The sequence below is a fragment of the Carboxylicivirga linearis genome (assembly GCF_018271995.1).
Lineage (GTDB): Bacteria > Bacteroidota > Bacteroidia > Bacteroidales > Marinilabiliaceae > Carboxylicivirga > Carboxylicivirga linearis.
Window position 1 is genome coordinate 49,931 of sequence record NZ_JAGUCO010000003.1, and the last position, 24,235, is coordinate 74,165.

The window sequence follows — 24,235 nt, forward strand, 5'->3', positions numbered from 1 at the left end:
TATGATGAACCTCAACCTTATCAAAACAGACCCATGGCTTGAACCTCATGCGGCTGAAATCAGCAGACGGCATGATAAGTACTTAAGAAAGCTGGATGAGATAAACGAAATGCATGGAGGATTAAAACATTTTGCATCTCAGTATCAATGGATGGGTCTGCATGCCGAGAATGGTGAATGGGTGATAAGGGAGTGGGCGCCTAATGCCACAGCTATTTATTTGATTGGCGATTTTTCTAACTGGGAACCAAGAGTTGCCTTTCAGTTTATAAGAAAAGACAGAGGAATTTGGGAATTGTTTATCCCTTTTGAATTTCTAAAGCATAAAGATCATTTTAAATTACATGTGTTTTGGGATGGAGGGAATGCGCATCGCATACCTTCTTATGCCAGAAGAGTGGTTCAGGATGAAACAACCAAAGTATTTGATGCCCAGGTTTGGAGTCCGGATCAACCATTTGAGTGGACAGACTCACCTTTTAAGTTAGGTTCAGACGATTTCCATCCTTTAATTTATGAAGCTCATGTTGGAATGGCTTCCGAAGAAGAGAAGGTGGCATCTTATACTGAGTTTATTGAGAATGTTCTGCCACACATTCAATCATTAGGCTACAATACCATTCAATTGATGGCTGTGCAAGAACATCCGTATTATGGAAGCTTTGGCTATCATGTATCTAACTTTTTTGCAGTGAGTTCGCGCATGGGAACCCCGGAAGAGTTAAAACAGCTTATTAATACAGCTCATAATATGGGCATTGCTGTGATAATGGATATTGTGCATTCTCATTCCGTTAAAAATGAGTTGGAAGGATTAAGTAATTTCGATGGTGATCGAACACAATATTTCGATCAGTACGATCATCCGGCCTGGGACTCCAGATGTTTTAATTATAATAAGGATGAAGTACTGGGCTTTTTACTTTCTAATTGCAGGTACTGGATAGAAGAATTTCATTTTGATGGATTTCGTTTTGATGGAGTCACCAGTATGATTTATCACGACCATGGACTGGAAAAAGATTTTACCGGTTACGATGACTATTTTCATGGTGTTTGTAATGAAGAAGCTCTATGCTACCTTACATTGGCTAATAAACTCATTCATGAAGTTAAACCTAATGCCATCAGTATCGCAGAAGAGATGAGTGGTTATCCTGGATTAGCCGGAAGCATAGAAGGTGGAGGTATTGGTTTTGATTACCGTTTATCGATGGGAGTTCCTGACTTTTGGATAAAGCTCATTAAAGAACATGCGGATGAAAACTGGAATGTAGGTCAGATATATCACGAGTTAAGTCAGCATAGGGTTGAGGAGCGTACAATCAGCTATGCCGAGTCGCATGATCAGGCTTTGGTGGGTGATAAAACCATCATTTTCAGGTTGGCTGATAAAGAGATGTATGATCATATGTCCACTGGTTGGAGGCATTTGGTGATAGACAGGGCCATGGCATTACATAAAATGATTCGCTTAGTTACTATTGCTACGGCATCGGGTGGATACCTTAATTTTATGGGAAATGAATTTGGTCATCCTGAGTGGATTGATTTTCCGAGGGAAGGGAACGGGTTTTCATTTAAATATGCTCGCCGTCAATGGTCGCTGGTTAAAAATCCTGATCTCCGATTTAAAGAATTAAATGAGTTCGATAAGTCTATTGTCAATTTGTTTTCGGATGAAAGACTTTTAACCAAACACTTACAGCATCGTTTTGATAACGGACCTGATCAGGTGTTAGCATTCTCCAGAGGCGATTATTTGTTCGTTTTTAATTTTAATCCCGTTCAGTCTTTTACAGGTTATGGTATTCCGGTTAATGCAGGTAAATATAAAGTGGCCTTTACTTCAGACGATGAAGAGTTTGGCGGTTTTAATCGCATTGAAAAAGGACAGATGTATTACACTCAGGCAATTGAAAGTGGTCAGCATCAATTACTGTTATATCTTCCGGCACGTATGGTGCTGGTAATTAAAAAGCAGGAAATCAAACGTGTTTATTAGCTGATTGATAGAAGGGGTTTCATTACATTCGCATAATTTTAAGAATTTAGTGAAGCATCAATTATTTATCAAATGAAGAAAACCAATGCCATTCGTTTGCTTGATAAGCAAAAAATAAATTACGAAACCGTTGAATATAAAGTTGACGAATCGGATTTAGGTGCCGCTACTGTTGCTGCTAAATTGGGCCAGAATGTGGAACAGGTTTTTAAAACGTTGGTACTGCGTGGTGATAAGAATGGAATATTTGTATGTGTAGTTCCGGGTGATGAGGAAGTGGATCTTAAAAAAGCTGCAAAAATATCTGGGAATAAGAAAGCCGATATGATTCAAATGAAAGAGCTGTTGCCGCTAACCGGATACATCCGGGGCGGATGTACACCCATTGGCATGAAGAAACCTTATCCTAATTATATTCATTCAACTTGTCAACTTTTTGATTTTATATACATCAGTGCTGGGCAGCGCGGTATGCAAATAAAGTTAAATCCGCAAGATTTAATTGAGTTTGCTAATATGACAGTTGGAGAATTGGTTTAATTCCTGTTTTTTATCTTTTTCCGAATAAAATAGGCAATACCAATTCCAATGGTATAGCAAATTAGGTCGCTGGTTGAATAGTCGTATCCAATAACCAAGGCTATTATTTTATAGCTTCGTAAAAACTCGATCCAATCATATTTTAATAGTTGCGAAAATTCAATTAGAAAAGAAAAGCTTATTGCAAAAAGCATCCTAAGTAAAAGAGGTGTTTTAGCTAAAATGATTCCGAAAAAGAAGAAAACCATCGCTCCCCAAATTACATCACCAATGTATGGTTCCAAAATTTCGGGCACAGAAATATATTCTGAGCGAACAAAGAGTCCCAGAATGATTAATAAAAGAGTCCCCCAAAAGTCTGTTTTTCTGGCTTGAAGTGATAAGTTCATAGTAACATTAAAAAAAGAAACGGGACCGAAGCCCCGTTAAAATCTATTTAAATCCATCTCATAATACCAAAATCTTGTCGGTGAGGTAAATGTTTGTGATAAGGAAACATTCTGATACCAAACTTAAATACACCTGGTAGGTTAAGAGTATGTTTTAAGAGGTAATATACTTTTGTTCCTTCCTCTTTTATAATTTCAAAACCATGTGTGTGAACTGTTTTGGGTTTAGCTTCATCGTTTCCATCAACAACAACCATTTCCATGCCTACATCAGTTCCATATAATTGTTTAAGATCAACTGTTACATGAATTTCATACTCTTCTCCAATTCCCAATTCTTGTTGGCCTATATCCGGAAGATCCACTTCCAGAACCTCTATATGATCCCATCCCTGCCATATTTTTCGTTTCCAGGTGGCAAGTTCTCTGGTGATACTATAATCATTTTCTGTAATTGTTTTCAGGCGTTTACCCATTGGATCATAGAAACGACTTCTATAATCATCCATCATGCGCTTGGTTGTATAGTCTGGAGCAATGGTAGAAATAGAATTCTTCACATATTGCAACCATTTGGCTGAGATGCCATTATCATCCTGTTCGTAATACGTTGGAATTAACTCGTTTTCCAAAATACTGTAAATAATGGCGGCATCTAATTCATCCTGATAATCCTGATTGTCGTAGGTACGTTTGTCGGTTAGAGCCCAACCGGCATTCTCGCGATAGCCTTCGTACCACCAACCATCTAACACACTAAAATTGAGTACTCCATTCATTTCTGCTTTTTGACCTGAAGTTCCGGAAGCTTCCAATGGACGCGTAGGAGTATTTAGCCAAACATCAACGCCACTTACCAGTCGTTTGGCCATATCCATATCGTAGTTTTCAAGGAAAATTATTTTTCCTATAAACTCAGGGCGACGAGATATTTCTACAATATGTTTAATTAAAGACTGACCACCACCATCAGCAGGATGAGCCTTACCGGAAAAGATAAACTGAACGGGTTTATCAGGATTGTTAACTATCTGCGCTAAGCGTTCTGTGTCGGTAAACAAAAGGTGAGCTCTTTTGTAGGTTGCAAAACGTCGGGCAAAACCAATGGTTAATGCATTCTCGTCTAACCTCTCCATTACTTCATAAATGGTAGAAGGATCTGAATGTGTTGTGGATAAATTTTCGTATGTACGATCTTTTATATAATCAATTAATTTTTTCTTTAAACCTTTACGGATCTCCCAAATCTTATTGTTTGAGATGTTTTGAATATGTTCCCAATAATCTTTATTAGCTAAATCAGACATGAAGTCGTCATCAAACTGAGTTTCATAGAACACTCTGATATCTTTAGCCGTCCATGTGCTGTAATGAACTCCGTTAGTTACGTATCCAATATGAAGTTCCTGAGGATAAAATCCTTTCCATAAACTTTGGAACATATCTTTCGATACTTCGCCATGTAGCCAGCTTACACCATTCATCTCCTGTGATGTTTTAGCAGCCAGATTACTCATGCTGAATTTCTCAGTTTTATCGCCTGGATTTTCCCTTCCCAAGTCCATGAATTCGTCCCATGAGATATTGAGTTTATCCGGAATATGGCGCATGTACACACGCAGCATGTCTTCTTCAAACTTATCATGACCAGCAGGCACAGGTGTATGGGTCGTAAATAAAGATGATGCTCTTACCAACTCCATTGCTTCGTTGTAGGTGAATTTATTATCTACCAAATCAACCAAACGTTGTATGTTAATTAAGGCGGCATGACCTTCATTGCAATGATAAACATCATTGTTGATTCCAAGCTCTTTAAGCATCCTCATTCCACCCATTCCTAATAGAATCTCCTGTTTGAGGCGATTCTCCCAGTCTCCACCATACAAACTATGGGTAATGTTTTTATCGAGATGATTATTTTTAGGAACATCCGTATCCAGTAGATAAAGAGGTATGCGCCCAATCATAGCCTTCCATATCTTGGCATATACGGTACGCCCGGGCAAATTAAGCATTACTTCAACCAAAGTACCATCCTCATTGCGCACTTCATCCAATGGTAAATTGGAAAACTCCTGCGCATCGTAAATAGCCATCTGTTCTCCACTTAAGGATAAAGACTGTTTGAAGTAACCATATCTGTATAGCAATCCCACGGCCACCATATTAACAGCACAATCGCTGGCTTCCTTCAGATAATCGCCGGCTAATACACCTAAGCCACCCGAATAAATTTTTAAAATATCATTAATACCGTATTCCATACTGAAATACGACACCGAAGGACTATGACAGAAAGGTTTTTCCATGTACTTTTTAAACATGGCATATACCTTATTTACTTTTTTTAAGTATTCGGTATCATTCGCCAATGCGTTCAGTCTATCGTATGGTACTTTTTCCAATAAGAGCATTGGATTTTTCTTTACTTCTACCCAGAGATCTCCGTCAATTTCTTCGTAAAGTTCGGTAGCCTGATAGTTCCACGACCACCATAAATTATGGCTTAGCTCCTGTAGCGGTTCTAATGGCTCAGGAAGTTTAGACTTAACAATTATTTTTTTCCACCTTGGTTGAGATGAAGGTTGAGGTCTGGTTCTGATGCGAGCATCTTTTTGTACCGGACTTAACTTGTCTTTTCTGTTTTCAACTGCTTTTAAAGCAATGTCAAAAGCTCGGTAATAATGTTTAATTAACGAATCCCATGCAATCGAATTAGCTATTTCAAGAGCCTTAGCTCTGCTGCTTTCAATAGCTTCTTTACTCATTTTTGAGTAGTGTTGAATTACATCGGCTGTGGCATCCACTATTTCCTGATGATTAGAATCGTTGCGATGTAAAACCGCGACTCCCTCATCAATGCTTTTTGATAATTGAGTGGCATATAATCCAAAACCAGCCAGATCGGTGGTGATGGTAGGAATTTGGAATGCAAGACTCTCCACTGGAGTATAGCCCCAAGGTTCGTAATACGACGGAAAAACGGTTAAGTCCATGCCAATTAACAAGTCGTAATACGGCATGTTAAAGATGCCATCATCACCATTCAGATAGGAGGGAACGAAAATTAGTTTTACTTTATCATCCTGCTCATTGTTGAGGTGAGTGTCCTGAATTTTATTGATAATAGGATCGTAACCCAAATCGTTGAGTCCATGGGTTAGGAATGGATTATCAAGAATGATGTTTTTGTCTCCACTGTTAAGTTTCTCAATTAAATCTTTTCTGGGGCCAAAGGTATTGGCAGGTATAAGCACAAAAGCCACCACTTCTTTTTCTAAGCCATTGGGTGCATTAAGTTTTTGCAGAGCATCCATAAAAACATCTATGCCTTTGTTTTTATATTCGTAACGCCCACTGTTAGCTATAAACATAGCATTAGGGGATAACTCATATCCTAAGAGAGCTTCAGCAACATCTTTTAGTTTGTTTCGAGCAATATTTCTTTTATTATCGAATTCCTCTCCCTGCGGAACAAAATCTTCTTCGAAACCATTCGGAGTCACAACATCCACATCTCTGGTAAGAAATTGTTTACATTCCCGTGCTGTAATATCTGATACAGTTGTAAAACAATCCACATTGATGGCTGTTTTTTTCTCCATCGAATGTTTTGCAACTATGTTTAGCTCCTGAGCTTTGTTTTCGCCATCATATTCGGTTAAGCTGTCGTAAAATGCATATCCGTTGCCGGCTAATGATCGTCCTACTACAGTAGCATGTGTTGTAAAAAGTGTTCCTACTTGAGGAAGAGCCTTATTCAGATATAAGGCTCCTGAACCGGTCATCCATTCGTGGTAATGAGCTATTACTTTGTCATTTAAATTCAGGAAATAACGATAAAAGCTTTCAATCACCTTTCCAGAGGCATATCCAAAAAGTGCTGATTCTATATAATCCCATTGCCCACTAATACTATCAACGGCAAACCATTCCCAGTATTTAGCCAGAATATCATCTTTAACTTGCATAAAAGAAGTGAAATCGACTAATACTACTATAGGTCTTCCAACAATATTCCATCTTCCTATTCTAACTGAGATTCCTTCCTGCTGTAGCTCATCCTTCCAATCCGGAAAAAGGCTGTTTTCCTCTAAAAATTCTGGGTTTGTAGGAGTTCCTCTCCAAACATCAGGACCAATATATATCACTTTGTCCTGAAACTCCTGTACCAAAGTCTGTGCTTTGGTGGCCAATACGGTATGTATGCCACCCATTTTATTACATACTTCCCAACTACATTCGAAAATATAGTCAGGCTTTATAAAGCTACTAATCATACCTCTCTATTTTTGTTTTCCGACCTTAGATCTCTCTTTTTTCCGATTACAGTTTTAGAACTGCATTTACTTGGTTGTCGCCCATTCCGGTATCAACAAAGTCATCTGCTTCTTCCTCTGTTATCCATGTGTGGTTATTAACCAAATACCGAAATTGGATTTCTTTCCCTGTTTCAAGATAGCATGTCTGTGTAAAAGATCCGTTTTTAAGTTTATCCATGCTGGTTTCAGATAAATTCCAGTTGTTGAAACTACCTACAATGTTTACGGATTCTGCATCTTCGAATTTGCCTAACTTAAATGTTACTTTACATTCAGGCCGACTTTTTAGGTATTGTTTTTTAATACTCATAATATAAAAAGTTAAAGGTTAATAAGTCTTTTTGCCTGTGTGTTACTATAATTGAGTTGGGTTGTTTGTTACTTATTTGCTGATGTCTTTAATTGCTTTTCAAGCTTCTTAATTTTCTTTTCTTTCTTCTCTATAATGCGGGATAAATTTGCCAGTTCCTGCTCAAGGTTCGATTCCGGAACAGCAGAATTAAGTCGTAGTGTGAAGTCGCTCAATACATTCATGTAATTGATGAATGCTTCATATGGAGTTTCGTAAGGATTGAAATAGGCATGTACTTCACCATCGGAGAAGAATTTAGTACTCATATAATAGAAATGATCACTAACCTGCAGATATCTCCAATCCTTCAATAATTTTTCATCTTCGCATTGGCGTATTTTGGGTAATAGTGAATACAGTTTTTCAAATGCTTCGTTTTGCATTTCATTGCCCAGCCAGGCGGTTAAGTCACGTTCTTCATCAGCCCAACTGATTGGGTTAGGAACATGAACTGCAGAAACGGGCTGTAGCTCTTTAATGGCTTCTGATGGAGTAACAAATTGAAGTGCTTTGTTCTTAATTATTTTATCCGGAAGATCTTCCAAAAATTCAAAAATTCCGGTTTCTTTCCACTGATGTTCTCCAAAGGTTTCGTAATCCATAAACAGGTTAACAATTTCTTCCTTTCTCTCAAGATTCACTAACCAGTCGACATATTTTTGTGTGGTTAATGGCCATTCGCACCATCCTTTGTTGCCAAAGCGGAAGGCAATATCATCACTTAAAGTAAAGTTTTTGAGTAAAACTTTCAGTTTAGGATCAATGGCGTTACAGTATAAAAAGTCGGGGCTCTTCCATCCAAGTATGTGTTTGGCACCTTCGGTAAGCATTCCTTCATAGCCCATTGATTTAACCATCCGACCAATTTCATCGGAATAGATCAGTTCTGTGTTTCTGAATACTTTGGGTTTAACACCAAAAATTTCTTTTACCGTTTCGGCATGCTGTTTTACCTGATTTTTAAATTCTTTTTCATCTTTTAAAGCTACCAAAGAGTGCGAATAGGTTTCAGCCAATAGTTCAACATTACCTGTGTCAACCAACTCTTTAAAGCTATCAATTACTTCGGGGGCATATAATTTAAATTGATCCAATGCCACACCAGAAATAGAAAAAGCTATTTTAAATTTATCCTTGTGCTTTTTTAAAAGCTTTAATAATAGTTGGTTGGTAGGTAAATAACATTTTGTTTTTACCTTATCTAATACCGATTCGTTGGTGTAATCGTCGTAGTAATAATGGTCCTGTCCAATATCGAAAAAGCGATATCTTCTGAATCTGAACGGCTGATGTACCTGAAAATAAAAGCAAATATTTCTCATAGTCTGTCGGTTTCATTAAGGTAATACACTGTCGTAAACTAATTTTACTTTTCGGGCTGAGTTTTCCCATTTCAACGAGTCCACTTCTTCTTTACCATGTTTTATAAACATTTGCGATAGTGCCGGATAACTTACAATGCCGTGAATTGCATCCGCCATTGCTTCAATATCCCAGAAGTTGGTCTTTATTGCATAAGTCAGTATTTCAGCTACTCCTGATTGATTGGAAATCAAAACCGGAACTGAACTTTGCATAGCTTCCAAAGGAGAAATACCAAAGGGCTCAGATACAGATGGCATCACATAAAGGTCACTCATTCTTAGCATCTGAAATACATCATCTCCTTTGAGGAAGCCCGTGAAATGAAATTTATCAGTAATATTTAAACTGGCTGCTCTGCGAATCATCTTTTCCATCATGTCGCCACTTCCAGCCATCACAAAACGAACGTTATCAACTCTTTTTAAAACAGCATTGGCAACCTCAATAAAGTATTCGGGACCTTTCTGCATGGTGATTCTACCTAAAAAGGTCACGATTTTTTCGCCCACTTTTTTCTTAAAAGGGGTGGGTGTTTCCTTTATATTTGGTTCAACCGCATTGTAAACGGTTACTACTTTTTCTTCTGCAATTCCGTACTTTTCGATTACAATATTTCGAGTGAGGTTACTTACGGTTATCACCTTATCAGCAGCTTCCATGCCGCGTTTTTCTATTTCATATACTGTTGGATTTACACTTCCGCCACTGCGATCGAAATCAGTAGCATGTACATGTACTACCAACGGTTTTCCGGTAGCTTCTTTGGCCGCAATGCCTGCAGGATAGGTAAGCCAGTCGTGAGCATGTATTATATCAAAATCATGATCTTGTGCAATTACATTGGCAACAATGGCATAATCAGCTATTTCTTTTAACAGGTTAGGCCCGTATTTACCTGTAAATTGAACAAGTCCAGATTCGTCGGTTTGAACAAATTTATGGGTTGAACTCACTTCGTAACTTTGCATTTTCCAAAATTCTTCCGGATCAACATAAGGGACCAGTTTAGAATCAACCTCAATATAATCAAGTGTCTGTGAGAATTTATTTACGTTTAATTTTCTATGCTTGATAGGGGTTTTATTGGCACCCACCAATTGCATGGTTGATTGATCTTCATCACCAAATGCTTTGGGTACAACAAATATCACATCCAGGTCGGGGATGTGAGCAATCCCTTTTGTAAGCCCGTAGCAGGCTGTACCTAATCCTCCTGAAATATGGGGAGGAAATTCCCATCCAAACATAAGTACTCTCATAGACCTAGGTTTAATAATTTGAGTATGGTTCTATCGATTTTATGACTCTTAAAATTCCGGCAACATTCCATGCCATTGAAACAGCTCCCTTAGCTGTATGTGGCGGGTTACCATTGTACGCTTCTGAGATGGTGCCAAGGCAATGTTCACCCAATTCTTTATCGTAATCTTCGAGTAAACGTTTTATGTAATTGACTCCGCCTTGTTTATGAAGCGATAAATAAGCATCGGCAAAGAAAGAAACAAGCCATGGAAAGGCGGTTCCCTGATGCAATGCTAAATCTCGTTGGTCGACAGTGCCTTCCATTACACCCTTGTATTTGGGATCTTGTGGCGAAAGACTGCGAATACCTTTTTGCGTAACCAACTCTTTTTTTATGATGTCAACAACCGATTTTTTCTGATCCATACTTAAAGGAGAGTAAGGAAGAGCGGCAGCGATTAATTGATTAGGGCGAATGGAAGTATCCATTTGCGAGTCATCGTTACAATCGGCTAAATATTCCAACTCTTCTATCCAATAGTATTTTATAAACGATTCTTTCAATTGATCGGCAAACGGTTTCCACTCCGATACAAATTCAGTTTCGTTATGTTTTTTTGCCAGTTCAATGGCAAACATGATGGCATTATACCAAAGTGCATTTACTTCAACAGGCATTCCATAACGCGGTGTTACAGGACTGTTCTCAACAATTGCATCCATCCATGTTAGAGGTATATTCTCAACCTTGGCATAAATTAATCCATCAACTATTTTAAACTGATCATTATTTCTGTTTCTGTAGGTCTTTAATATTGATTTTAAAACGTCTCCAAATTGTTCCCAGATATCATCCACCTGGCAATAATCTATACATTTCTGAAGTGTCCAGAACAACCAGAGGGGAGCATCTATATCTTTAACAACAAAATGTTTTTCAGTTAAATAATTTTTTTTGATTTGATTAACAGCCGACTTCAGAATTAACGAAAAGTCCGTCTTATCTTGTTGAAAAACAGTTAATCCCGGCAAAGCTATCAAGGTGTCACGAAGCCTTGTGTCATACCAATGATATCCGGCTAAAAGCTTTGTTTCTTTTTTGTTTCGAACAATAAATTGTTGAGCAGCATTTAATAAATTATGCTGTAAACTTATACGAGGAACTCTCTTTTTTACTTCACGAGTAAATTTTCCTTTTAGTGCATTTGATTTTGCTTCTATGGTTCCGCCTGCAAAAACAATGCTTTCGCCTTTGTTTATTTCTACTTCAAAATAGCCGGGTACATATAAATCTTCAGAGTAGCTATATCCTCTGTGTTGCTCTTTTATATATTCTATTTGCCTGAACCAATCTGGATTTGGTACATAGTCATTTTCTTTATTTAGTTGCATGTATAATGGTGAAAATCCATCATACAAACATATGCTAATACCATTTTCAACCGAAGCATATTTAGTGTTGGCATACATATTTTCAGAGGTTAAATCATGAATATGTCTGAATGCTAAAAATGGTGTTAAACGCAATTTAGTTGGAGAGTGTGCTTCTTCTAATGTGTAGCGAAGTAAAACTTGCGACTCTTTTTCGGATAGAACAATCTCTTGTGATAAAATAACGCCTCCTATACGATAGGTTGTTTTTGGAGTTGGAATTGTTGTGAAGTCAAGTATATACTTATGACCTTTAGGCTCGTAATGGCTGCCCTGATATTTATGAATACCTAGGTTAAATACTTTTTCTCTTTGAATAACACTTACATCTAACGATGACAAAAGAACATGACGTTCGTTGTCCAGCTGTTCAATTGGAGCAACAAGCAAACCATGATATTTGCGAGTGTTACAACCAATAATAGAACTGCTCGAATAAGCACCTGCTCTATTGGTTCGAAGAATCTCTTTAAATAAAGAGTATTCCAGATTAACCAATTGGTTTTTATCCAAATGTTCGATACTCATAAGCCTAGAAATTAAGAATAAAGCCTATCACCAAATCTGATGAGGTAATTCAAATGGAAATAGGAACAATTTAAGGGTTTTTCATAAAGAGGATACACATAGTTAAACTCTCCTATTGCAATTTTGTAAAAAAAAATCAATTCATCAATACATCCAGATATATTTATTTCATCGATATATACTATTTGACGGTTTACAATAATTGCTTGTTGAATTGATCTTGAAACGTAGATAAACTAACTTTATTGAATCTTTTTTGTATTTGTTCGAGTTTTGAGATGCTCTTTCTTATGAATTTTTGATGTTGATCTGAATGTTTGTTAAATGGGCGATGATTGATATTTCTTTTAATGGATTCCATTTGAGTAATAAATTCTTGAGCTAACTCATCTAACCAGGATAAAATAAATTGGGCTCTGATGTACTTAACTGCTTCTGCAGAGGGGTGAAGCATGTCGGTATCAAAGAATCGGTAATCTCGCAAGTCGTCAAGTAAAATTTCATAGGCAGGAAAGTAATCAACCTGCTCGAATTGTGTGCAAAGTTCATCAACTGCCAACAAAAGTATAGCTTTACTAATTTGATTTCCATGTGCACCATCTTTCCAATGGCGAACTGGGCTAATGGTTAAAATGATTTTTAAGGATGGGTTTAACTTTAATAAGTTCTTAAACAGATCTTGATAGGTTTCAATGATTGATTCTTTTGTTATTAATTCACGATTGAAATGTGATGAAGGAATCTTATGACAGTTAGATACAATTTCTCCTGACTCTTTTAATTTATATACCCATGATGTACCAAAGGTGATAAAAAGGTAATCTGTGTTAGCTAAAAAATCAGCACCTGTTTTTAAGGTTTCATTAATATTAGATAAACACGATGCCTTATCTGTATTGTTGAACGAACTATGATGATCAAAACTCTGCCATATCTCATTGTGATAAATAAGGTCTGTATCCTGATAGGCTGAGTTTCTAATAAGCTGGCGAATGGCTTTTGCTATAGAAAAGGGATTGTATAATACACCAAATGGATTCACCATGGCATTAAATCCGGTTTCTTCGAAATAAGAACCAATATTGCCAGCAAAGCAACTACCCATGAATAATAGCTGAGAATTATAGTTAATTGTTTTTTTTTGCGACTCTACTTCTACAATGGTTCTGAAGGTATCCATGATCAATTATTTTAAGTGAAAATACAATTAAAATAGGGTATGAAACAAAAAAAGCCGCTTCGATTTCGAAGCGGCTTATATATCTAATAGGTTTAATTACATAACCAGTTTATAACCTTTACCGTGTACATTAATTATTTCAACACTTGGTTCGTCTTTCAGGTGTTTACGTAATTTGGTAATGTAAACGTCCATACTACGAGCGTTAAAGTAATTGTCATCAACCCAAATGGTTTTTAATGCAAAATTACGTTCCAGTACCTTATTGGCATTGGTACAAAGCAACTTTAACAATTCTGATTCTTTGGTAGTAAGTTTGATAATGTTCTCATCATTAATCAGCTGTTGCTTTTGAGTGTCAAACTTAAATTTACCTAACTGATAAAATTCCTGTGCAACATTACCACCTTTGGTACGTCGTAGTATTGCTTCAATACGGAAAAGCAACTCTTCCATACTAAAAGGTTTTGTAAGGTAGTCGTCGGCACCAATTTTAAATCCTTGAAAAATATCTTCTTTCAACGATTTAGCTGTAAGGAAGACAATAGGAATATCAGCATTTACCATTCGAATATCTTTTGCCAATGAGAAGCCATCTTTCTTAGGCATCATTACGTCAAGTATACAGCAATCATATTTTTTAGACATGAAAGCCTTGTAGCCTTCTTCACCGTCTGGTAATAGATCTGTTTCAAAGCCTTTTGCTTCAAGATACTCTCTTAGGAGCATGCCTAAGTTCTCATCGTCCTCTGTTAAGAGGATTTTATATTCTTTTTCCATTCTTTAGTGTTTTTTAGAGGTAGGAATATGTCAAATTTTGTGCCAACTTTAAGTTCGCTCTCAACTGATATCTGTCCACCGTGGTCATCAACAATTTTTTTCACGTAGGCAAGGCCTAATCCAAAGCCTTTCACATCATGAACATTACCTGTTGGTACACGGTAAAATTTTTCAAATATTCTTTTGAGGTTATCCTTTGATATCCCCATCCCATTATCTTTAATCGAAATTACAATTCCGTTATTTTTATTCCAAGTTTTAACGTATAAAACCGGTGATCCCATCTTATATTTTACGGCGTTATCGAGCAAGTTATAAATAACATTTGTAAAATGCACATCATCAACACTAATAATGCTGTTTTTAGCCTCTAAACGTTCAATAATTTTACCATTGGCATTTTCAACTTTAATCCTAAAATTATTGGTAACATTGTGAATGAGATCGTTTACATCAATGTTTTTTAATTTTAAGCCTTTCTTACCTTTTTCAAAGATAGCCATTTGCAGCACTTTTTCAACCTGAAAACTTAAACGTTTGCTTTCGTCTTGAATTACGCCTGAAATATGCTGAAGTGTTTTGGGTGTTTTAATTACACTGCCATCTTTAAGCATTTGTGAAGCTAACGAAATGGTAGATATGGGAGTTTTAAACTCATGCGTCATATTATTGATAAAGTCATTCTTTATCTGGTCAACCCTCTTTTGGCGAACAATAATCATGATGGTTATAATAGACATGAATACCATTATCAGGGTAAAAATTGCAGACGGAATAACCAAACCTAACGATTCGTAAATAGGATTAGGCATTTGTGTAAAATGAAGCCTGATATAATTGGCTTTTGCATGAATGTCATTTGGGAAAAGCCTTTTTTGGTAGGTTTTATATTCCTTTGGGTTATCAGTGAAATTTTCAGTTTTATAAGCCGTTTCTCCCTTAGAATTGATGATGGCATATTCGTAAAGAAAGGTGATGCCTTTTTCTTCTAAATTCTGAAAAAGGTATTGTTGAAGTCGCATATTATCAATACGATTCTCAATGGGTACATCTTCCAGTAGTTTTCTTAATAGCGCATCGTTTTGCTTATTATATTGATTGCGAAGTTCATTCTGAATCGCCATCATGGTGCTGGTTAACGGATCAGTTCGCCCAAAAGCACCTTTTGATGTTCTACCATGAAAAGTTGTCATTAAAGAATCCTGCTCATAGGTAGCTACATTATATTGCCCTTTGGAGAAGTTGAGGTTTAGTGAGATGCTGAATTCTTGTTCCTGTGAGAATAGATCTTCGTCCTTATTACTGAAATATTTTGAATCGGGCTGAAGATTCTGAGGAACTTTGCTTTTTGATTTGTTTGAATTGGTGTGTCTTGTTAATAACGAAGTTTCGTCTTTTTCAAGTCGAATTATGACATCAGCCATTGCCTGGTGAACAGATTGATCAAATTGTTCTTCGTTTAATTTGGTAGCCTTCATAATCCATAAAGTTTGGATGTATGTGATTCCAATTAAAGAAATTGCCATTACAATGGTCAGTATCAAAATTAATTTCTTACTCATAAAACAAAAATAGTAGGCTGAATGAATATAAATCGGGGTTTAACATTAATTAACAGCAAATTAATTTGTTGGGGTGTGGTATGAGGTGTTTTTTTGATATGGGAAGATACTTTATTTTGGTTTAAAAACTTCCATTGTTATCGTGTTTTAGTTTTTTTGAAGATAACAATATTTAAGGATTCATTGGGCGTAAAATATAAATATCTTTCTTCTGAACAGGAAATGAATTTTATTCCGCTTCTATTTTATCTAATGCCTGATGGGCTGCGTTTTGTTGGGCTTCTTTTTTTGAATGTCCTTCTCCTTCCCCTAATAGTTCTTCATTAATCAGGGCTTTGGATTTAAACTTGGTAGTTGTTTCAGAGTCGGTATAGGAGTGGAGTTCTTCAGTTATAAAATTGACGCTTTTTTTATTTTTTTGGCCCCATTCGATCAATAACGATTTAAAGTTATTGTCTTCGCGTGCAATTCTTTGAAGGTCGATGTATTGGTTCAATATTTTTTCTTGAACAAACTGCTTGCATCTTGCATATCCTTTGTCGAGATATACAGCTCCAATTAAAGCTTCCAAAGCATCACCCAAAATGCTGGTTTGCGATACGTCGAGTAATGATTGTGTTTTAACCCATTTATGTAAATCCATTTCCAGGGCAATGGAATTGAGGAGTGAGCGATTTACAATGCGGGAACGCGTTTTAGTAAGAAAACCCTCGTTTTTATGGGGGAAGTATATGTACAGAACTTCTGCAACAATAGAACCTAAAATAGCATCACCCAGATACTCTAATCTTTCGTTGTTAATGTACTTGTGGGTTTTGCTGTTTTTAAGCATGGCTGATTTATGAATCATGGCCTGCTCAAATATCTCCAGATTAGAAGGATTACAACCTGTTGTTGTTCGTATAAAACCATAAAACTTCTTCCTTCGAAAAGGAAGAAGTTTTATAATGTGCAAAAGTGGTTTAATCAAAACTACTTTTTTACAAAGCTTTAAATACTACGGATGCGTTATGGCCTCCGAATCCGAAAGTGTTTGACAAGGCAACTTTTACTTCACGTTCTTGTGCTTTGTTGAATGTGAAATTAAGTTTGTTATCAATTTCCGGATCGTCTTCAAAGTGATTAATTGTTGGAGGAACAATACCGTTGTTAATAGCTAAAATACAAGCTATTGATTCAACAGCTCCTGCTGCTCCTAATAAGTGACCAGTCATCGACTTTGTTGAACTAATGTTCAAGTTGTACGCATGATCACCAAAAACCTCTTTGATAGCCTTCGTTTCGGCAATATCACCTAGTGGAGTGGCGGTTCCATGTACATTAATGTAACCTACTTCTTTAGGATCAATACCGTTATCCGACAACGCATGTTCCATTACTTTCTTAGCGCCCAGTCCCTCAGGATGCGGGGCAGTTAAGTGGTGAGCGTCAGCTGTCATGCCAGTACCTACTATTTCACAGTAGATTTTAGCACCACGCTTAATGGCGTGCTCATACTCTTCAACAATTAAAGAAGCACCTCCTTCACCCATCACAAAACCATCACGTCCTTTATCAAAAGGTCGCGATGCTGTCGTTGGATCGTCATTACGGGTTGACAAAGCCTGCATTGAATTAAATCCACCCACACCGGCTTGATTAATCGTGGCTTCAGAACCTCCTGTAACAAACATATCAGCTTTGCCTAAGCGAATAAGATTATACGCTTCGCCAATGGCGTTAGTAGAAGATGCACATGCCGAAACTGTACCGAAGTTTGGTCCCCGGAATCCATATTTCATTGAAATATGACCGGGCGCAATATCAGCAATCATTTTCGGAATGAAGAAAGGGCTGAAACGTGGTGTTCCGTCCCCTTGAGCAAATCCTGTAACTTCTTGCAAAAATGTTAGCAATCCACCAATACCGGCACCCCAGATTACGCCAACACGATCAGCATCCAATTTATCAGGTACAATACCTGCATCGGCTACTGCTTGGTCGGCAGCAATCATAGCGTACTGGGCAAAGGGGTCAAGTTTCCTTGCCTCTTTACGATCAAAATAATCGTTGGCGTTGTAGCCTTTTAATTCGCAAGCGAACTGAGTTTTGAACTTGGAGGCGTCAAAATGAGTAATAGGTCCACAGCCACTTACTCCATTTATCAAGCTGTTCCAGTATTCTTCTACTGTGTTGCCGATAGGTGTAATGGCTCCTAGTCCCGTAACAACAACTCTTTTTAACTCCATAACTACTCTTAAAGTATCCTACTCGTTCTTACTTAGCGTTTTCTTCAATGTAAGCAATCGCGTCACCTACAGTTCCGATATTCTCAGCCTGATCGTCTGGAATTGCAATGTTGAATTCTTTTTCAAATTCCATAATCAATTCTACAGTGTCAAGAGAGTCAGCACCCAAATCATTGGTGAAGCTAGCTTCTGGTGCAACTTCAGTTTCGTCAACTCCCAACTTGTCTACGATAATTGCTTTTACTCTTGATGCAATGTCTGACATAGCTTTAAGTTTTTAAATTAATACTAATAAAATGTTATAAAACAACTTTGCAAAGAAATACATTTGTGGATAATAATTCAAACTTCATGTAAAGAAAATGCTATTTAGCCCTTAAATTTTCCTATTTTTACATCTTGTTTTGGAGATAAATAACACATGTAAAATTAAGATAATGAAAAAGATAGTGCTTTTCGCTTCGGGCTCTGGATCGAATGTAGAAAACATTGCAAAATATTTCAAAAATGATGGTTCGGTCGAAATAAAAGGGGTGTTTTGTAACAATCCAAATGCCTATGTAATTGAGCGTTGCACTACATTGGGAATACCATGTAGAGTGTTTGGTCGAAATGAATTTAGGGATAACCAAGTGATTTTGGAGGAGTTACAGCAGATAAATCCTGATTTAATCGTGCTGGCAGGATTCTTATGGTTAATACCGTCGGCATATATTCGTCAATTTTCTGATAAAATTATCAATATTCATCCGGCACTTTTACCAAAATTTGGTGGAAAAGGAATGTATGGTGATCGGGTTCATCAGGCCGTTGTTGAAAATAAAGAAAAAGAGTCGGGCATTACTATTCATTATGTGAATGAAAATTATGATGAGGGATTGGTAATCAGGCAGGTGAGATGTGAAGTGCTTCCTACGGATACTGCTGCAGATGTTGCCACTAAGGTGCACGAATTAGAATACCAACACTTTCCGGAGACCATTGCTCATATTCTCAAGGCTGATTAAGCTTATTATTAATATACGTATATATAAAGAGAGGCTCCGTTGGAAGTCTCTCTTTAAGTATATTGTTGATATTAGCCTAGTATTCTTTTAATGGTATACTATCTAATTTAGCTTTTAACGGTTTAATAAATGTTTCAAAGCGGGCCATATTTTCTTCTTTTACCGGTTCAACAGAAGGTGCTTCCAATTTCAGAGGGTCGATGGCTTTTCCATTTTTAAACACTCTAAAGTCGAGATGAGGACCGGTTGCTAATCCTGTGGATCCTACATATCCTATTAACTGTCCCTGTTTAACTACTGATCCTTTGCTAATGCCTTTGGCGAATCCTTTCAGGTGCATGTAAACAGTGGTGTAAACACTATTGTGTTTAATCTTTAAATAGTTTCCTCCACCATTCTTCTGATATCCTTTAGCAAACACCCTACCATCACCTAAGGCGTAAACCGGAGTTCCGGCTGGAGCAGCATAATCAATACCGTGGTGAGGCCTTCTGATTTTTAACACCGGATGAAGTCTGCTATTTGAGAAACGACTACTAATACGAGAAAACTTTAATGGTGCTTTTAAAAATGCTTTACGAAGGCTCTGTCCGTTTTCATCGAAGAAATTCCAAACACTGTCTTCTTCGAAGTTAAAGGCATAAATAGGTTTGCCTCGGTGATGAAAAAGGGCACCGTGAACTTTACCTATACCTATGCTTAAACTGTCAACAAATTCTTCTTCGTAATACACTTTAAAATTATCGCCCTTTTCAATACCAAAGAAATCAACTGTCCAGGCAAATATTTCAGAAAGTTCAATGGCTAGTAGAGGATTCAGATTATTGTCAGACATGGCATTCCATAATGACGATGTTATTACGCCAGAAGCCTCCTTGCTTACACTAACCGTTTCCTTAACTCCTTTATAAACCTGAATGGAATCTTGAAGGGAAACTACCAGGTAATCGGTATTGTCTATTTCATACACAAAGTGTTCCAATTGCCGCAGGGTATCCTGACTTAAAAACAGGGAGTAATTATTACCAACTTTTATTTTACGTACATCAAATACAGGTTTGGTTCTTTCAACAATGGTGTTGATGGTTGGGTAATCAATACCAGCCTTTAAAAATATATCAGCTAAGAATTGGTTTCGTTTAACTCTTTCTTTATCTACTATAAAAGAGTCCAATGGAATGCCATATAATAGTTCTGGTTCAGGAACCTCAACAATATCTAATGAGTCAAGAGTTTCTTCAGTAACAACAGAACGAGGATGTTGATATCTGTTAACCAGAAAAAAGGTAACAGGAACTAAAACAATTACAATGAGAGCTATTAGAAAAAAAGTCTTCTTTTTCATTTTACTTTTGAAAACAGGGTGAATTATTAGGCGTTAATCTTAAATTAATAAAGGGTATCAGCTTTTGAGCCTCTAATATAAAACATTCTTTCCTTAAATTTTAATTTTATCAAAGCCTTGTCCGTAAACACCCATTACAGTTCCTACTGTAATAAATGCATCGGCATCAATTTGTTTTACTACTTTAAAAATCATTTGAGTATCGCTTTTTTTTGCAATAACCATCAGTACTTTCCGTGGTTCACCAGAGTATCCACCGGTACCATGCAACACTGTTAGGCCTCTGTTGGCTTCAAAAATTACCGATTTTTGAATTTGTTCCGGTTTACTCGAAATAATAAAAAACTGTACAGTTTGTTTATTTCCTGAGATGACTAAGTCAACAGTATAGGCTAACACAGCCATGGTCATAAAACCATAAACAACCGTCTCAATGGAGGATGTTTGAACCAGAAAGAATGAAGAGGAGATGATAATTACATCCATTCCTAAAAGAAGTCTGCCTAAACTAATATTCTTGTACTTGTTAATGATCATGGCGATGATGTCGACACCTCCTGTGCTTCCTCCGTTAACAAAAACAATTCCGGCACCGATACCACCAAGAATACCACCGATAATGCTATTCATCATTAATTCCGATACGATGGGGGCATCAAAGAAAGGACGCATGACGGTAAGTAATCCGGAGAAGACCAAAACACAATAAATGGTTTTTATACCAAATGAGGCTCCTAATACCTTCATTGCAATTAATATTAATGCAATATTTATGATTAAGGTGGATAGACCCACATCCCAACCAAAAATAAAGTAGAGGATAGTTGCTATACCCGTAAGGCCTCCACCTACAATTTTTGCCGGTATTAAAAAACCGGTCCAACCCAATGTGCCAATGGCAAGTCCAATGGTAAGCATTAGATAACTTCGGAGTTCGGATATTATTTTGTTAGTTGTCATTGTTTATATGTATTATTTGTTGATGGGAAGGGTAGTATTACAAAAACTGCCTGATAATAATATCAAGCAGTTTGAATATATCTGACATGGTTGTTAGTCAGTCGTTAGTAGTTATTAGTCAGTAGAGAGTTAGTAAGAGAGTGAATATAGTGTATCTGCTTTCTAACTTCTATCATCTAACAACTGGATTATCCAACCACAATATTGATGATCTTTTTAGGAACCACAATAATCTTACGAATGGTTTTGCCTTCGATCCATTTAGCTGCATTTTGGTGAGCCAGAACTGTTTTTTCAATATCATCCTTACTCATATCTGCCGGAAGATCAATTTTAAAACGCATTTTACCATTGAATGAAACCGGATAAGTAACCGTTGATTCAACCAAATAGCTGGCGTTAAACTCCGGCCATTGTGTGTCAACCACCGATGTTGTGTGACCTAACTGGCTCCATAGCTCTTCTGAAATATGGGGTGCAAACGGAGCTAATAATGCCAACAATGGCTCTAGTATCTCGCGTTTGTTACATTTAAGATCGTTTAAGTCGTTAACGCAAATCATAAAGGCACTTACACATGTGTTGAACGAGAAACGCTCTACATCATCGGTAATCTTCTTAATGGTGCGGTGTAATACCTTTAATTCGTCAGGAGTAGCTTTATCATCACTAACAGCTAACTGATCGCCATTATAGAATAAACGCCATGTTTTCTTCAAAAACTTATGAACACCATCAATTCCATTAGTATCCCAAGGCTTACTTTGCTCTAACGGACCTAAGAACATTTCGTATAAACGCAATGTGTCAGCACCGTATTCTTCAATGATATCATCGGGATTCACTACGTTGTACATCGACTTCGACATCTTCTCAACAGCCCATCCACATATGTATTTATCACCCTCTAAAATAAATTCGGCATTGGCATAATCAGGACTCCACTTTTTAAATGCTTCCATATCCAACTCATCGTTGCGAACAATGTTAACGTCCACGTGAATTTCGGTTACATCATAGTCTTTACGCAAGTTGTAAGATACAAAAGTGTTGCTGCCCTTAACTCTGTAAACAAAGTTAGAACGGCCCTGAATCATTCCCTGGTTGATCAACTTCTTGTATGGCTCGTCTTTGATTACGGCATCTATATCAAACAAAAACTTGTTCCAGAAACGAGAGTAAATCAAGTGACCCGTAGCATGCTCGGTTCCTCCGATGTACAAGTCAACATCCTGCCAGTATTCGTTGGCTTCTTTACCCACCAAAGCGGTATCGTTCTTTGGATCCATGTAACGAAGGTAGTAAGCCGATGATCCGGCAAAGCCTGGCATGGTATTTAACTCCAGAGGATATCCTTCTTCGGTCTTCCAATCTTTGGCACGGCCCAATGGTGGCTCACCTTGCTCGGTTGGCAAATATTTATCAATCTCGGGTAAAGTCAATGGTAATTTCGACTCATCCAACATATAAGGCATGTCGTCCTTGTAATAAACAGGGAACGGCTCACCCCAGTAACGCTGGCGGCTGAAAATAGCATCGCGAAGGCGGTAGTTTACTTTTACCTTACCAATGCCTTCTGCTGAAATATATTCTTTGGTTTTTGCAATACCGTCTTTTACGCTCAAGCCATCTAAAATGCCTGAGTTAACCATGGTTCCTTCTTTCGAGTCGATGGAATCGTCCCATGTTGCCGGATCAGTTGCTTCAGCTCCCACAGGAATTACTACCTGGCGGATTGGTAAATCGAAATGTTTAGCAAAGGCAAAGTCACGTGAGTCGTGCGCAGGAACGGCCATAATGGCACCTGTTCCGTAACCAGCCAATACATAGTCGCTGATCCAAACCGGAATTTCTTCGTTGGTTAATGGATTGATGGCATACGATCCTGAGAATACTCCACTTACCTTTTTTACTTCGGCCAAGCGCTCACGCTCGGTACGTTTTTTTGTTTCAAGGATATAAGCATCAACGGTAGCACGTTGCTCAGGAGTAGTTAACTGATCGACCAACTCACTCTCGGGAGCCAATACCATAAAGGTAACTCCGTAGACCGTATCGGCACGGGTAGTAAAGATTTCCATCTCAACATCCGACTCTTTTACTTTGAAAGTCATCTCAGCACCTTCGGAACGACCGATCCAGTTGCGTTGGATTTCTTTCAATGAATCACTCCAATCCACATTATCCAAACCGGTTAACAGGCGTTCGGAATAAGCAGAAACACGCAACGACCATTGGCGCATTACTTTTTGCTCAACCGGGTGACCACCGCGAACCGAAACACCTTCTTTCACTTCGTCGTTGGCCAATACAGTACCCAATGCAGGACACCAGTTAACCATTGTATCGGCCAAATAAGCCAAACGGTAGTTCAATAATATTTCTTGTTGTTCTTTGTCTGATTTAGCCTTCCACTCATCGGCAGTAAATACCAACTCTTCGCTGCAAGCTAAGCCTAATCCTTCAGTACCAGTTTTGGCAAATACGTCAACCAACTCGCTGATAGGTCGGGCTTGTTTAGCCTGATTGCAGTAATAGTGGTTGAACATTTGAATAAATGCCCACTGAGTCCATTTATAATAATCCGGGTCGCAGGTTTTTACTTCGCGATCCCAATCGTAACAGAATCCAATTTTATCGAGCTGCTGACGATAACGGTTTAGGTTATTTTCGGTAGTAATAGCCGGGTGTTGCCCGGTTTGAATAGCATATTGCTCTGCCGGTAATCCGTACGCATCGTAACCCATTGGGTGCAATACGTTAAATCCGTTTAATCGCTTGTAGCGGCTGTAAATGTCTGAAGCAATGTAGCCCAGCGGGTGACCAACGTGTAAGCCGGCTCCCGAAGGATACGGGAACATATCCAACACATAATACTTAGGACGGTTGTTGTCAACCTCTACCTTATATGTTTGGTTGTCGATCCAGTATTGCTGCCACTTTTGTTCCAGGTCCTTAAAATTGTATTCCATAATATCGTTGAATGGTCGTAATTA

Annotated in this window: 18 protein-coding genes; 3 read left to right on the plus strand and 15 right to left on the minus strand. The window is 37.7% G+C overall.

Translation table 11 applies throughout. The annotated features are described in order from the left end of the window. The first annotated feature begins 1 nt into the window (after position 1). Both KEM10_RS05825 and ybaK read left to right on the plus strand, forming a co-directional pair. Entirely contained in the window at positions 2-2,005 is a 2,004-nt protein-coding gene (locus tag KEM10_RS05825; protein WP_212214649.1) for an alpha amylase C-terminal domain-containing protein, read from the plus strand. 72 nt (positions 2,006-2,077) lie between these two features. Further along, the gene (gene ybaK / locus KEM10_RS05830) at positions 2,078-2,545 is read left to right on the plus strand and encodes a Cys-tRNA(Pro) deacylase (protein ID WP_212214650.1); all 468 of its coding nucleotides are present in this window, start codon (positions 2,078-2,080) and stop codon (positions 2,543-2,545) included. Here ybaK and KEM10_RS05835 read toward each other — a convergent pair. The 12 genes from KEM10_RS05835 to KEM10_RS05890 form a co-directional block, all read right to left on the minus strand. After that, a complete protein-coding gene (locus KEM10_RS05835; protein ID WP_212214652.1) occupies positions 2,542-2,934 on the minus strand; it encodes a ribosomal maturation YjgA family protein in 393 nt (130 codons plus the stop codon). The two genes, ybaK and KEM10_RS05835, sit on opposite strands and share 4 nt — an antisense overlap. Before the next feature lie 47 nt (positions 2,935-2,981). Beyond that, positions 2,982-7,217, minus strand: coding sequence for an alpha-glucan family phosphorylase (glgP, locus tag KEM10_RS05840; protein WP_212214654.1), 4,236 nt, complete (start codon positions 7,215-7,217; stop codon positions 2,982-2,984). Between the two features lie 46 nt (positions 7,218-7,263). Beyond that, the gene (locus KEM10_RS05845; RefSeq protein WP_212214657.1) at positions 7,264-7,569 is read right to left on the minus strand and encodes an isoamylase early set domain-containing protein; all 306 of its coding nucleotides are present in this window, start codon (positions 7,567-7,569) and stop codon (positions 7,264-7,266) included. A 68-nt stretch (positions 7,570-7,637) separates the two neighbouring features. Then, complete coding sequence (locus tag KEM10_RS05850; protein ID WP_212214659.1) at positions 7,638-8,933, minus strand: glycoside hydrolase family 57 protein; 1,296 nt, start codon at positions 8,931-8,933, stop codon at positions 7,638-7,640. Between the two features lie 15 nt (positions 8,934-8,948). Continuing rightward, positions 8,949-10,235 carry a glycosyltransferase family 4 protein gene (locus KEM10_RS05855; protein ID WP_212214663.1) on the minus strand — a complete coding sequence of 429 codons (1,287 nt, stop codon included), beginning with the start codon at positions 10,233-10,235 and terminating at the stop codon, positions 8,949-8,951. A 10-nt stretch (positions 10,236-10,245) separates the two neighbouring features. Further along, entirely contained in the window at positions 10,246-12,177 is a 1,932-nt protein-coding gene (locus tag KEM10_RS05860; RefSeq protein WP_212214665.1) for an amylo-alpha-1,6-glucosidase, read from the minus strand. A 193-nt stretch (positions 12,178-12,370) separates the two neighbouring features. Then, on the minus strand, positions 12,371-13,357 hold the full coding sequence (locus tag KEM10_RS05865) for a GSCFA domain-containing protein (protein WP_212214668.1): 987 nt from the start codon (positions 13,355-13,357) through the stop codon (positions 12,371-12,373). A 96-nt stretch (positions 13,358-13,453) separates the two neighbouring features. Continuing rightward, positions 13,454-14,137 carry a response regulator transcription factor RprY gene (gene rprY, locus KEM10_RS05870; RefSeq protein ID WP_212214671.1) on the minus strand — a complete coding sequence of 228 codons (684 nt, stop codon included), beginning with the start codon at positions 14,135-14,137 and terminating at the stop codon, positions 13,454-13,456. Next, complete coding sequence (locus tag KEM10_RS05875) at positions 14,110-15,699, minus strand: sensor histidine kinase (RefSeq protein WP_212214674.1); 1,590 nt, start codon at positions 15,697-15,699, stop codon at positions 14,110-14,112. The genes rprY and KEM10_RS05875 overlap by 28 nt, the downstream gene beginning before the upstream one ends. Before the next feature lie 229 nt (positions 15,700-15,928). Beyond that, the gene (gene rnc, locus KEM10_RS05880; protein ID WP_212214677.1) at positions 15,929-16,669 is read right to left on the minus strand and encodes a ribonuclease III; all 741 of its coding nucleotides are present in this window, start codon (positions 16,667-16,669) and stop codon (positions 15,929-15,931) included. A gap of 10 nt (positions 16,670-16,679) precedes the next feature. Further along, positions 16,680-17,927 carry a beta-ketoacyl-ACP synthase II gene (gene fabF, locus KEM10_RS05885; protein WP_212214680.1) on the minus strand — a complete coding sequence of 416 codons (1,248 nt, stop codon included), beginning with the start codon at positions 17,925-17,927 and terminating at the stop codon, positions 16,680-16,682. A 28-nt stretch (positions 17,928-17,955) separates the two neighbouring features. Beyond that, positions 17,956-18,192 (minus strand): acyl carrier protein, encoded by a 237-nt coding sequence (locus tag KEM10_RS05890; RefSeq protein WP_212214682.1) that lies wholly within the window; start codon positions 18,190-18,192, stop codon positions 17,956-17,958. Between the two features lie 172 nt (positions 18,193-18,364). Here KEM10_RS05890 and purN point away from each other — a divergent pair, with 172 nt between their 5' ends. Continuing rightward, positions 18,365-18,934 carry a phosphoribosylglycinamide formyltransferase gene (purN, locus tag KEM10_RS05895; RefSeq protein ID WP_212214684.1) on the plus strand — a complete coding sequence of 190 codons (570 nt, stop codon included), beginning with the start codon at positions 18,365-18,367 and terminating at the stop codon, positions 18,932-18,934. A gap of 76 nt (positions 18,935-19,010) precedes the next feature. Here purN and KEM10_RS05900 read toward each other — a convergent pair whose 3' ends face one another. The 3 genes from KEM10_RS05900 to leuS form a co-directional block, all read right to left on the minus strand. Further along, entirely contained in the window at positions 19,011-20,279 is a 1,269-nt protein-coding gene (locus tag KEM10_RS05900; protein WP_212214686.1) for a M23 family metallopeptidase, read from the minus strand. Between the two features lie 93 nt (positions 20,280-20,372). After that, complete coding sequence (locus KEM10_RS05905; RefSeq protein ID WP_212214688.1) at positions 20,373-21,239, minus strand: YitT family protein; 867 nt, start codon at positions 21,237-21,239, stop codon at positions 20,373-20,375. Positions 21,240-21,427: 188 nt separating this feature from the next. After that, the gene (gene leuS, locus KEM10_RS05910) at positions 21,428-24,211 is read right to left on the minus strand and encodes a leucine--tRNA ligase (protein ID WP_212214690.1); all 2,784 of its coding nucleotides are present in this window, start codon (positions 24,209-24,211) and stop codon (positions 21,428-21,430) included. Positions 24,212-24,235 lie beyond the last annotated feature (24 nt).